Source organism: Chryseobacterium sp. RR2-3-20 (genome assembly GCF_017808115.1).
Lineage (GTDB): Bacteria > Bacteroidota > Bacteroidia > Flavobacteriales > Weeksellaceae > Chryseobacterium > Chryseobacterium oryzae.
The window spans coordinates 20,439-32,132 of sequence record NZ_JADQBD010000005.1 but is presented as its reverse complement, the minus strand read 5'-3'; the positions used below and the strand labels follow the sequence as shown (position 1 = coordinate 32,132).

The following is an 11,694-nucleotide window of genomic DNA, read 5'->3' as shown; positions in this document are numbered from 1 at the left end:
TTATTTTTTTGAATACGCTTTTTCGTCAATCCAACGTTCGCGGGAGTTGATATCTATAAGATAAAGAATTTCTTTTTGCTTCGTAAGAAGAAGTGTTTTGGTAACAGGAATAGGAATTTTCTTTCCTTCTAATTTATCTGCTCTTAAAGAAACAATATTCTTTTTTCTGAGAATATCTCCACTGAAAACATTAGAAGTAGTTTCGTTGTTAGATTTGTCATCAAACATTTCAACATACGTTGCATCTTTACCTTTTATAATGATAAAACTTCTTTCGGTATGATCCGGAAAATCTTTTATCAGTACAAATTTTTTATTGTCTACACTTAGATTTTCAAGATTTTGATTAATTCCTCTCTTTTCTTCAAACAAAGTGAGAATATCGTTAATAGCACTGTAATTTTGAGCAAAAGAAGTAATACTTACCCAAAAAAGCATCCCGATAAAAAGTTTTTTCATTATTGTGGTATTAAAAAAAGTTTTGCCAAGACTTTAATCCTGACAAAACTTTGTATTATAAATTAATTTTAAAGATTCCCTCTTTTTTCCTGCTCTCTTTCTAAGGCTTCAAATAATGCCTTGAAATTTCCTGCCCCGAAACTCTGAGCTCCATGTCTTTCGATAATTTCAAAAAACAATGTAGGACGGTCTTCTACAGGTTTTGTAAAAATCTGAAGGAGATATCCTTCCTCATCATGATCAATTAATATACCAAGATCCTGTAACTTTTTTAAATCTTCATCTATATGCCCAACTCTTTCAGGAACCATGTCATAGTAAGCTTCCGGAGGTGCCGAAAGAAATTCTACTCCTCTTTTTTTCAGTTCTGTAACAGTATGTATAATATCTTTAGTTGCTACTGCAATATGCTGAACTCCTTCTCCTTCATAGAAATCCAGATATTCTTCTACCTGAGATTTTTTCTTACCTTCAGCGGGTTCGTTGATAGGAAATTTTGCGTATCCATTCCCATTAGACATCACTTTAGACATCAAAGCAGAATATTCTGTATTAATCTGTTTGTCGTCGAAAGAAAGAATATTTACAAATCCCATTACTTTTTCGTACCATTCTACGGTAGGAATCATTCTGTCCCAACCTACATTTCCTACACAATGATCTACATAAAGCAAACCTGTTTCTTCAGGATTATAATCGCTTTCCCACTTTTCGTAACCTGGCATAAAAGTTCCGCTGTAATTTTTTCTTTCGATAAACATGTGAACAGTTTCGCCGTAAGTATAGATTCCGGACATTCTTACTTCACCGTGTTCATCTTTTAAAGTAACCGGCTCCAAATAAGATTTAGCCCCTCGTTTTGTAGTTTCTTCAAATGCTGAATAAGCATCATCCACCCAAAGTGCTAAAATTTTCACTCCATCTCCGTGTTTTTTTACATGCTCATTAATGGGAGAGTCAGATTTTAAGCCTGTAGTAAGAATCAATTTGATTTTTCCCTGCTGAAGTACATATGAAGCACGATCTCTAACACCGGTTTCCGGGCCAGCATACGCTAAAGACTGAAATCCGAATGCTGTTTTATAAAAATGTGCAGCCTGCTTTGCATTTCCTACGTAAAATTCGATATAATCTGTTCCGTTGATTGGCAAAAAATTTTCTGCCTGAGCAATTTTCTCGGCAAATGTGAGTGTTGACATATTTTCTATTTTTACTTTTATTATGATTGCAAATTACAAAATTCCTGCAAATAATAAATAATGTAGAAAAACAGGATACACATTTACGAAATAAACAAAAAATTTAAAAGTTTTTTTTAAGTTATTTTAAGTTTAATATTAATAGATTTAAAATAATACATTTGTAAAAGAAGATAGATGTTGAAGAGAAATTATTTTAAATCTAAAAAAGCCGTAATTAATTACGGCTTTTACTTTTTATTATTCAACACTCCGGCATCAGGGTTATAATTATCCCAAATTTTCCACTCGTTATCAATTTTACGAATAAAATAAATCTGAATATTTAGCTGATTAACGAAATGTTCTTCCCCAGATTCACCCACTTTGAAGAGTAGATTCCAAAATTCCTGTGCTTCTAAAATTTTTTTATCGGGCTCGTCGGTAAGAACATTAATATCAAAAACTTCATAATTGGAACGATTATTTTTAGTAATCAATTCAAATTTTCTTTCGCAAAGCTCTTTACTGAATAGTGATGCACGCTCTTTAAAGGGAGAATTATCAAAAACCAAATCATCAAACAACTCCATCTTCAGAACCGGAAAATTTTTGTAAAGTTCAAAAACTGTTGCACAATAACGATAAACAATATCCTCTGTAATATTATCAGAAATAGACTTATTAGAATTTGTTGAAGATTTTTTATAGTTTTCTATATATGAATTCAAATCTTTGAAACCCAAAAAAATGCATATTTTATCCAGAGTTTTTAAAAACCGAAGATCATTATGCGTTTTTTCATGATATTCATTTTCAAAAAAACGTTGTAAAGTAACATGAGAAATCGTATTTCCTACTTCAAACTTTTTACCATCTTTAAGTACAGGAGAAGTTGCAAGTTCATTTTTAATTATTTCAGATAAAATAACAAAATGACTTCTTTTCCATTCAAAAGAATTGCCCAATACAGAATTAGACACTTTTGAATGTTTTAAAATATCTTCTTTTATTGAATTATAAATTGTTTTCAAAAATATTATCTATAAAAATTTCTGAACAAAAAGATGACCAAATCACTTAATGCAGAGAATTAATTTGAATTAAATCTTTCATAAGCTGCTCTTTCCAACATTTCCCGATCATCAGGATGAGCAATACTTATGAGTTCTTGCGCTCTCTGGCGTAGATTTTTACCGTATAGATATGCAGTTCCGTATTCGGTAACCACATAATGGATGTGGCCTCTTGTTGTTACAACACCCGCTCCCTGTTTAAGGAAAGGTACAATTCTGGAAATGCCTTTTTTCGTTCTGGAAGTGATGGCAATAATAGGTTTACCATCTTCACTAAGTGCCGCACCCCGCATGAAATCCATTTGTCCGCCAATTCCGCTATACTGCATGGTACCGATAGAATCTGCACAAACCTGACCGGTAAGATCAATTTCAATTGCAGAATTAATGGCAACCATTTTCTTGTTTCTCATGATATTGATAGGAAAATTCACCGTACTTACATCATCAAACGAGAAAACAGTATTATCATCTACATAATCGTACAATTTTCGTGTACCAAAACAGAAACTGGTTATCGTTTTATTGTCATTATAGCCTTTATATTTGTTATTAATAACATCATTCTGAATTAAATCTACCACACCGTCACTCAGCATTTCGGTATGAATTCCTAAATCTTTATGATTTCCAAGACACTTCAAAACAGCATCCGGTATTGTCCCTATACCCATTTGCAGAGTAGACTTATCTTCGATTAATTCTGCTACATTTCTTCCCACCTGCATTTCTTCAGCCCTAACTTTTGCTCCATAATCTACCGTCGGAAGTTCTTCTTCATGCCATACCATTTTATGAATTCTACTCATGTGAATCATCCCATCGCCATGGGTTCTTGGCATTAAAGGATTTACTATAGCTACAATTGTTTTTGCCGTATCTACAGCCGCTCTTGCCACGTCCACAGAAGTTCCTAAAGTACAGAAACCATGTTTATCTGGCGGAGAAACCGTAATTAACGCAACATCTAATGGTAGAATATTTTTTCTGAACAGGATAGGTATTTCACTTAAAAAAACAGGAACAAAATCTCCTCTATCCGAGTTTACAGCATCACGCACTGGAGATGAAACAAAGAGAGAATTAACAAAAAAACTACCTTTATACTGAGGTTTTGCCACTTCTACATTCCCTTGTTGGGTAATAGAAACTATTTCTACATTTTCTAACCGGTGAGATTGTCTTGCCAACTCATCAATCAGGTAATTAGGAGTACAGGCACTACCATGAAAAAATACACGGTTACCACTTTTTACAGTATAGATAGCTTCTTCAGCACTTATAAATTTATCCATAGAATTTCATTATCATTCTTCGCTCACTAAAGATAAATTTTATTATTTTTAAAAAGATTCATTAATAGTAAGACTTTTATCATGCCAATATTAAAGACAAACTTTTGCAGTCTGTAACATTCAATATTTACAGGTTTAATTGAGTTTTGCTGTTAATTTTTTGTATTGTTTTTCGGCATTTTTTCCTTCATAGAGAATTCCGTAAATGGTATCTATAATAGGAAGTTTTAAACCTTTATCTTTTGCTGTTTTATAAATGGAGTCTGCTGCATAATAACCTTCGGCAACCATATTCATAGACTGAATGGCAGATTTCACCGTATAACCCTTCCCTATTAAGTTTCCTAAATTTCTATTTCTTGAAAACAATGAATATGCAGTTACCAGTAAATCTCCCAAATAAGCACTTTCATTAACATCTCTTGGTGCTTCATAAATTGCTTCAAGAAAAATCTCCATTTCGCGAATAGCATTAGAAACAAAAACTGCTGTAAAGTTATCTCCATAACCCAAACCACTAGCGATTCCCGCTCCAATTGCAAAAATATTTTTTAGAATTGCACTGTATTCATTCCCTAAAATATCTTTACTGGAATGAACTTTAATGAAATCTGAATTAAAAATATCCACCAATTTCTGTGAAACTTCATCTTCAACGGTTGCCAATGTAAGATAAGATAATCTTTCCATCGCAACTTCTTCTGCATGACAAGGGCCTGCAATTACCGCCTGATTTCTAAAACCAATCTGAAACTCTTCTTTTAGATAATGAGCCACCACATCGTTAACTTTAGGAATAATCCCTTTGATGGCAGAGACAAAAATTTTATTGCCGTAATCACAACTCATTTTTTCCATAGTATCTGCTAAATAAATGGAAGGTGTTGCCAAAACCACAATATCACAAGCTGTTACAAGTTCATTAATATCTGTGGTAAGCTTAAGACTTTTCAGATTAAAATTTACCGCCGTGAGATAAGTAGGATTATGACCGCGGAGTTCTATGGCTCCTTTTACAAATTCATTTCTCACGCACCAATGAACAGTTTTGCAGTTTTCTACCAACATTTTTACAATTGCTGTAGCAAAACTTCCACTTCCCACAACTCCAACTGCAGTATCTATTTTGGCATTTTTACCCACAGAGTTGTCTGAATTATTTTTCTTCTTCGCCATAATTATGATGTGAAATGCAAATATATTAAAACCATAAGATATAAAAATTATGGCAATGAGATAGTTTTTAGGAGAAAAAAAAACTTATTGATACAATTTTTTTAAAATTATTACGTTTACACCTATTTGAGGTCTGAATTTTATTGGAAATAATCGAAAAAAATTATTTTTAATTAAATTTGCCCCCTTAAAACCTTTATTAAATTCTAAAAAAGAAAAATGAAGAAATTTTTAAGCAGCAAAAAGAAAGTAACTTTTATCTTAGGAAGCCTGTTAACCATCGTTTTTGCTCAAAGCATCATAATAGCCAAATTATTTTCGGAAAAAGATGACAAAAACTATGAAGTAAATCTGGTAAAAATAAACACCGAGAAAGACAGTATAGACTATCTGAAAATAAAATCTGATCTTGGTTTGGTAGATAAAACGATTACCCAGCTGAATTCTTTTCTAAAAGCAAAGAATATTCCTAACGAAAAGCTGATGGTTTTGGATCAGGACAGTATATCCAACTCTATTTATCTTGCCAAGCAATCTAACCGCTACAGCCAATATTTAATGGATCTTCAGAAGAAATTAATTTATGTTCCGCTGGGAATGCCCAGTGGCGGATCTATATCTTCTAATTTCGGAATCAGAAAAAATCCTATCCCTTACAAAACAGCTTATGCTTCTGTAAAATCGCCAGAATCTACTGTAAGCACGCCCGTTTCTACACCAAAACCAGAAGTAAAAGCCCAACCTTACGAAAAAATTATAGAAGTTACAGACAGCTACGGCAATAAAAGAGAAGTAAAAGTATTGGTTACTCCAAAAGCAAGTAATCCTACACCTGAAATGGCAGTCAACAAAAACCCTTCTCCTCAGAAAAATATTGAGAAAAACAATGCTCCTGCAGAACCAGATCAGATGCAGTTTCACAAAGGTTTAGATATTGCTTTGCCATCAGGTTCTGATGTTTTGGCAACTGCGGCAGGAACAGTAATTTTTTCTGGACAGAAAAGTGGATACGGAAACTGCGTAATTATTTCTCACGGAAATGGTTTAGCAACTCTTTATGGTCACCTTTCGCAACTTATTGCTAAAACAAATGATAAAATAAAGGTGGGACAATTAATTGCAAAATCAGGAAATTCGGGAAGATCTACCGGTCCTCACTTACATTATGAAGTTCATAAAAACAATATTCCGGTAAATCCTAAATTGTTTATGGGAATGTAATACGTTAAAAAAATTCATTTAGTTGATTAAATTCTTTATTCTAAAATATTAAAAAATCGGCGACGCCTTTGGCTTCGCCGATTTTTCTAACTTTTTATTTAAATAACTCAAAAAATAAACTTAGTTTTAGTATCCTGCTGTAAAACGTTTTTTAACAAAATTATTTTGCTCTAACTCATCTACTAAAGCTACCGCTACATCTTCCACAGAAAGAACACTTCTACCGTTCTCATCGAAAACAGGATTTTCTAAAGCCGTTCTGTAAGTCCCTTTTCTCACTCCTGCAGTTCCTGCGTGCATTTCAATCGCGGGTGAAAAGAAAGTCCAGTCTAGTGTATCATTCTTTTTAATTTCGTTCATGTAATCTCTCGCGGCAGTTGCACCCGGTTTAATATCTGCAGGAAAATCTGCACCATCTACCAATTGATGTCCGTCTATAAACAAACTTCCTGCACCTCCAACAGTAATAAATCTTTTAACACCAGATTCTTCAACCGCTTTTTCAATGTTTCTTGAACCGTTCAAAAAGTCATTATACAAATTCGGATTCGTCCAACCTGCATTAAATGCACTGATAACCGCATCATTCCCTTTAAGAACTTCTGCCAATTCTTCCACGTTATTTACATCTGCACTAATTGGCGTTACATGATCTTTCGTTTCAATTTTAGAACTATCTCTTGCGATGGCATTTACTTCATAACCTCTGTTAGATAATTCATTTACAACTTGCTTTCCTACGAAGCCTGTTGCTCCGATTACTGCTACTTTTTTGCTCATAATGATAATTTTAATTAATTGTAATATATTTTGTTACATTTATATTTAAAAAATTTTTATTGGAATTGCCCCGTAAAATCTGATAATTTTTTTGCTTTCAAAAACTGAAAAACCAATTCATCTGTTTCACAGAATAAAATTTGAAGATTTTTGTTGATGTCTTTTCCGATAGTGCAAAGAGGATTCGGGTTCTGATTTTTCTTTCCCAAAACTTCAGAATTTTTTACCGATTCGTAAATATCAGATATATAAATTTCATCAGGATTTTTAGCAATTCTTACTCCTCCTTCTTTTCCCTGACGGCTTTCTACCAGAGCAGATTTTTTAAGATTAATCAATTCTTTGCGAACAATAACAGGATTTACGTTCAAGCTTCCGGCAATCCAATCGGATGTTAACCACGCCTGCGAATCTTTCGCAAGGAGAGTCATAATATGTATTGCGGTGGCAAATCTTGTATTGTTCATGATGCAAATATACTACAATTTTTAAATGTAACAAAAATAATTACAATTAAATTTAAAATTAATTCCTTTTTAAAAAATTGGATGAAGTTCTCTTACAAAATCAACTTATCCAAATCTAAAAGTAAATAATTGATTGTCTGATTGATGGTTCTAGTCGCAGACTGCATTTGATTGAGCATTGCAGCACGATTCTGAAGGTCATTATATCTATAAAAGCCACCATCATTAAAGATAACAGAATGATCTGCTGCATTTTTATCATCATCAAACTGATAATGAAGCCATCTTTCCTTCATGTGCTGAATGATAGACCGATCTTCTTTATTGGAAAATCTTTTCTCAGTGTACATATACCAAATAAATGGAGGAAAGTTAGGTGATTCTAGTTTTTCATGCCAAATGTCACGCAACAGATTTCTTTGGTGTATAAATTCTACTTTTTTGCCTTTTGGGTTGAGTGTAGCCAAGCCGAAACCCGCTCCCAAAGCCCCTCCGGTAATATCTATTGCACTGCTCCATCCTTCATCTTTTACAATTCCTCCGGCAATGGAAGCTACCGCACCTGCTGCAATAGAATACAAAATAAGTTTGTTGTTTCTAGACTGGTTAAGATTATCTACATAATTACCAATCTGTGCTACACGCTCACCTTCACAGTCGAATTCCGCAGCTACCGCATCTAACTCTGTAAGGGCAATGGTAATTTTACTGTTAATTTTACTTTTCAACTGTAAAACCTTAACCTGAGAATGCAAAGAAGAATCTTTTTTTAGTTTTAAAATTTCATCAACCTCATCCAGATTATCTAAAGCATTGAGGATTAAAATACTCTGATCTGTAAAAATAGATTTTAGATGCTTATTCGCATTGAGAATAGAATCTGAATTATACGAAGGCAGTTTATTTTCATAATTATATTTGAAGGGCGCTTTGCAATAACTGTCTTTTAAAGTGAGAATATTCTGCTTTATAGCCTGATTTTTTTTGGAAACACAGGACTGAAACAGACATAAAACCGATACAATGAAAATAAGCTTCTTCATAAAAACCTTTGAAAATAAATATACAAACTTTTATAAAAACAAAAAAATTCAACCCTGTTAGAGTTGAATTTTTTGAATATAGCTCAAAAAAAGATTATTTAATATCCAACAACTCAACAATAAAAACCAATGTACTGTTTGGCCCAATTTCTTTGCTAATCTGCTGATCGCCATAAGCAAGATGCGGAGGAATAATCAGCTTCCATTTACTTCCTACAGGCATTAGTTGCAAAGCTTCAGTCCAGCCTTTAATAACTTTATTTAACGGGAAAGAAGCCGGTGTTCCTCTCTTTACAGAACTGTCGAAAACTTTTCCGGAAATGGTCGTACCGTGATAATGACATTTTACCATCGATTTTGGACCAGGTTTTTCGCCGTCACCTTCTGTAATAATCTCATATTGCAGTCCGCTTGGTAACTGTACAACAGATTCTCTCTTACCATATTCTGCCATGTACTCTGCTCCATCTTTCAGATTTTTTTCTGCCTGTTCTTTTTTGCGTTTAAATAACATATCTGCTACTCCCATAATTTCTTTTTTAGCAAAGATAAGGTTTATGTATGAATGTAAAATTGTGATATAATAAGGTATTCAACTTTAAAATAAAACAGATAAACATTTAAAAAAAATAAAATTATTGAATTCATTACTCAATGCCATACTACACAATAGAAAAATCAACACATTTTTACGTATTCATCACAAAACACATCAAATATTCAAAAATGATTAATAATATATTAACATACAATTGAAAACTTGTCGGTATTATTGAAATTTTAATATCAGAAAAAAAAATTTTGAAAGAACAAGCCAGTAATGACTTTATAATTTAAACCCGATTAATTAATGAGCGAACCCTTATCGTACAGCAAAAACTATGATAAACTTTCTTACAATGAAATACAAATTTTAGAAAAGGCTAAAAAAAGCATATCCGACTTTGTAGAAAACTCTGCATTGCTAAGTGATGTGGAATATGCAACCAGAAATGTACACGCCAAAACTTATGCTGTTTTGAAAGGGGAATTGATAATTAATAAAGATTTGGATGAAAATTTCCGTAAAATTTTCGGTGATGAAAAATATACGGTTACAGCCAGACTTTCCCATGCCAATCCCAAAATAAACAATCAAAAAAATGTATTTCCGGCTTACGGATTTGCATTTAAAATAAAAAACGAACAAGATAAAACCATTGCTAATTATCCATTGGTTAATTTCCCACTATTGCCCGTAAATTCGCCAATTCGTCTTTTGAAGATTCTTATCGCAATGAATCATTATCAGATAAAAGGCTGGACTAGAATTTTACCTCTCTTAAAACAGATTGGCTGTAATATTCATGCTATTTTAAGATTCTCTTTCTTCAAACATTGCTGGAATTTACTTTTGAAAAGAAAAGATTTTATTCTTTCTTCAGATTTTTATTCCGTAGGAGCGTATCGCTTTGACGATAAAATGATTAAAATTAAAATCAGTCCGGTTTCAGTACCAAAAAAATTTGAGCAGGAAATTTCTGTAAAAGAATCTCTCGAAAATTTTTTTGCTTCTAATGAATATGTAGCTGAAGTTCTTGTACAGTTTTGTTATGATTTAAAAAACCAACCCATTGACAAACTACATCGGGAGTGGAAAAATTCTCCATATTTGAAATTAGGAGTAATTAAATTCAACAAAAACTCGATTCTCAACCCTAAAAGCTGCGAAAATGAATTATTGTCTTTCAATCCTTTTGAAAGTGCTGAAATACTTCAGCCCGTAGGAAAAATTCAACAGCTGAGAAATGAAGCGTACAAAACTTCCTTACAAGCTAGAAAAAAGATTAATAAACTGCTGAAATATCAATAAAAAATTAATGTTTCTGCTCTTTATCCGGGAAAATTACGGATGAAAGAACCGAAATTATTAAAACACTTCCCACAATCCCCAAAGAAACAGGTGACGGAATATGAACCCAAGGTGCTATAAGCATTTTAAACCCAATAAAAGTTAGAATAATTGCCAAACCGTAAGGCAATTTGCTAAACATGTGAATAAAATTCGCCAAAAGAAAATATAAGGATCTTAAACCCAAAATCGCAAAAATATTGGAGGTATATAATATAAAAGGATCTTTAGAAATGGCAAAAATCGCAGGGATAGAATCTACTGCAAAAAGAACATCTGTAAATTCGATTACACTCACTACGACCAGTAAAGGCGTTGCCATTTTTACACCATTCTGAATCGTAAAAAACTTGTCTCCATCATACTTATCTGCAACTTTATAAAATCTTTTAATAAGTTTTGCACCGGGCGTATTACTGTAATCTTCATCTTCATGTTTGTCGCCACCACCCCAGGATTTTATCCCTGCATACACCAAAAACAACCCAAAAAGCGCCATCACGACATTAATCTTTACAGGTTCTCCAAAAATTTCCATTTCGGGAAGATAAGTGAGGTTAATGAGACCAACTCCCGCAAAAATGAAAATTGCTCTAAAAATAAGCGCTCCGATAATCCCCCAGAAAAGAACTTTATGATGCAGGTATTTCGGAACTTTAAAAAAGCCGAAAACCAAAATAAAGACAAAAAGATTATCTACAGAAAGTGCTTTCTCAATCCAATACGCAGCCTGATATTGGGTAAACTTCTCTACGGCAATCGCATGGCTTTCTGCTCCTAAATCCGAATTGTAAACCCAATAGACTACTCCTGAAAATATCATGGAAAGAGAAATCCACACCACAGACCAGATTGTAGCTTCCTTTGAAGAAACTTCGTGACTTTTCTTGTTGAAAACTCCCAAGTCTAAAAGTAACATGACAACTACCGTTACTGCAAAACCCCATACCAAACCTGGGTGTATATCTAAAATATTCTGATGCTGATCCACTATAAAAAATTTATTGCATAAAAAACAACAGCCGTAAAGATACAGCTATTGTAAGTATTTTCGGTTTATAATTTATGATATTGGTAAATTTTGCTTCAAAAGAAATCTTATGATTAC

At 33.0% G+C, this 11,694-nt stretch carries 12 protein-coding genes; 2 read left to right on the top strand and 10 right to left on the bottom strand.

The features are described from left to right. The 5 genes from IV513_RS02175 to IV513_RS02155 all read right to left on the bottom strand — a co-directional run bounded on the left by IV513_RS02175 (window position 1) and on the right by IV513_RS02155 (window position 5,184). On the bottom strand, window positions 1–459 hold the full coding sequence (locus IV513_RS02175) for a hypothetical protein (RefSeq protein WP_209388878.1): 459 nt from the start codon (window positions 457–459) through the stop codon (window positions 1–3). A gap of 68 nt (window positions 460–527) precedes the next feature. Then, window positions 528–1,658: a 4-hydroxyphenylpyruvate dioxygenase gene (gene hppD / locus IV513_RS02170; protein ID WP_209388877.1), complete on the bottom strand. Its 1,131-nt coding sequence runs from the start codon at window positions 1,656–1,658 to the stop codon at window positions 528–530. A gap of 230 nt (window positions 1,659–1,888) precedes the next feature. After that, window positions 1,889–2,620, bottom strand: coding sequence for a hypothetical protein (locus tag IV513_RS02165; RefSeq protein WP_317196394.1), 732 nt, complete (start codon window positions 2,618–2,620; stop codon window positions 1,889–1,891). Window positions 2,621–2,730: 110 nt separating this feature from the next. After that, a complete protein-coding gene (locus tag IV513_RS02160) occupies window positions 2,731–4,008 on the bottom strand; it encodes an acetyl-CoA hydrolase/transferase family protein (protein WP_209388875.1) in 1,278 nt (425 codons plus the stop codon). Window positions 4,009–4,143: 135 nt separating this feature from the next. Beyond that, window positions 4,144–5,184 (bottom strand): NAD(P)H-dependent glycerol-3-phosphate dehydrogenase, encoded by a 1,041-nt coding sequence (locus IV513_RS02155; protein ID WP_209388874.1) that lies wholly within the window; start codon window positions 5,182–5,184, stop codon window positions 4,144–4,146. 219 nt (window positions 5,185–5,403) lie between these two features. On the opposite strand from IV513_RS02155, the gene IV513_RS02150 reads away from it, so the two are divergent. After that, on the top strand, window positions 5,404–6,405 hold the full coding sequence (locus tag IV513_RS02150) for a M23 family metallopeptidase (protein WP_209388873.1): 1,002 nt from the start codon (window positions 5,404–5,406) through the stop codon (window positions 6,403–6,405). 126 nt (window positions 6,406–6,531) lie between these two features. Here the strand turns inward: IV513_RS02150 and IV513_RS02145 are convergent, their stop codons facing one another. The 4 genes from IV513_RS02145 to IV513_RS02130 all read right to left on the bottom strand — a co-directional run bounded on the left by IV513_RS02145 (window position 6,532) and on the right by IV513_RS02130 (window position 9,224). Beyond that, window positions 6,532–7,185, bottom strand: a complete 654-nt coding sequence (locus IV513_RS02145; RefSeq protein WP_209388872.1) for an NAD(P)-dependent oxidoreductase — start codon at window positions 7,183–7,185, stop codon at window positions 6,532–6,534. A 56-nt stretch (window positions 7,186–7,241) separates the two neighbouring features. After that, window positions 7,242–7,652, bottom strand: a complete 411-nt coding sequence (locus tag IV513_RS02140) for an Rrf2 family transcriptional regulator (protein ID WP_209388871.1) — start codon at window positions 7,650–7,652, stop codon at window positions 7,242–7,244. A gap of 92 nt (window positions 7,653–7,744) precedes the next feature. Beyond that, window positions 7,745–8,695, bottom strand: coding sequence for a hypothetical protein (locus IV513_RS02135; protein ID WP_209388870.1), 951 nt, complete (start codon window positions 8,693–8,695; stop codon window positions 7,745–7,747). Window positions 8,696–8,789: 94 nt separating this feature from the next. Then, the gene (locus IV513_RS02130; protein ID WP_209388869.1) at window positions 8,790–9,224 is read right to left on the bottom strand and encodes an FKBP-type peptidyl-prolyl cis-trans isomerase; all 435 of its coding nucleotides are present in this window, start codon (window positions 9,222–9,224) and stop codon (window positions 8,790–8,792) included. 321 nt (window positions 9,225–9,545) lie between these two features. On the opposite strand from IV513_RS02130, the gene IV513_RS02125 reads away from it, so the two are divergent. Continuing rightward, entirely contained in the window at window positions 9,546–10,547 is a 1,002-nt protein-coding gene (locus IV513_RS02125; RefSeq protein WP_209388868.1) for a catalase, read from the top strand. A 4-nt stretch (window positions 10,548–10,551) separates the two neighbouring features. Here IV513_RS02125 and IV513_RS02120 read toward each other — a convergent pair whose 3' ends face one another. Then, window positions 10,552–11,577: a TerC family protein gene (locus IV513_RS02120; RefSeq protein ID WP_209388867.1), complete on the bottom strand. Its 1,026-nt coding sequence runs from the start codon at window positions 11,575–11,577 to the stop codon at window positions 10,552–10,554. Between the last annotated feature and the right edge of the window lie 117 nt (window positions 11,578–11,694).

What these genes read in the sequence shown, in the direction of transcription:
- IV513_RS02175 (WP_209388878.1), bottom strand. Translation starts at nt 459, where the DNA reads ATGAAAAAACTTTTTATCGGGATGCTTTTTTGGGTAAGTATTACTTCT.
- hppD (WP_209388877.1), bottom strand. Translation starts at nt 1,658, where the DNA reads ATGTCAACACTCACATTTGCCGAGAAAATTGCTCAGGCAGAAAATTTT.
- IV513_RS02160 (WP_209388875.1), bottom strand. Translation starts at nt 4,008, where the DNA reads ATGGATAAATTTATAAGTGCTGAAGAAGCTATCTATACTGTAAAAAGT.
- IV513_RS02155 (WP_209388874.1), bottom strand. Translation starts at nt 5,184, where the DNA reads ATGGCGAAGAAGAAAAATAATTCAGACAACTCTGTGGGTAAAAATGCC.
- IV513_RS02150 (WP_209388873.1), top strand. Translation starts at nt 5,404, where the DNA reads ATGAAGAAATTTTTAAGCAGCAAAAAGAAAGTAACTTTTATCTTAGGA.
- IV513_RS02145 (WP_209388872.1), bottom strand. Translation starts at nt 7,185, where the DNA reads ATGAGCAAAAAAGTAGCAGTAATCGGAGCAACAGGCTTCGTAGGAAAG.
- IV513_RS02140 (WP_209388871.1), bottom strand. Translation starts at nt 7,652, where the DNA reads ATGAACAATACAAGATTTGCCACCGCAATACATATTATGACTCTCCTT.
- IV513_RS02135 (WP_209388870.1), bottom strand. Translation starts at nt 8,695, where the DNA reads ATGAAGAAGCTTATTTTCATTGTATCGGTTTTATGTCTGTTTCAGTCC.
- IV513_RS02130 (WP_209388869.1), bottom strand. Translation starts at nt 9,224, where the DNA reads ATGGGAGTAGCAGATATGTTATTTAAACGCAAAAAAGAACAGGCAGAA.
- IV513_RS02125 (WP_209388868.1), top strand. Translation starts at nt 9,546, where the DNA reads ATGAGCGAACCCTTATCGTACAGCAAAAACTATGATAAACTTTCTTAC.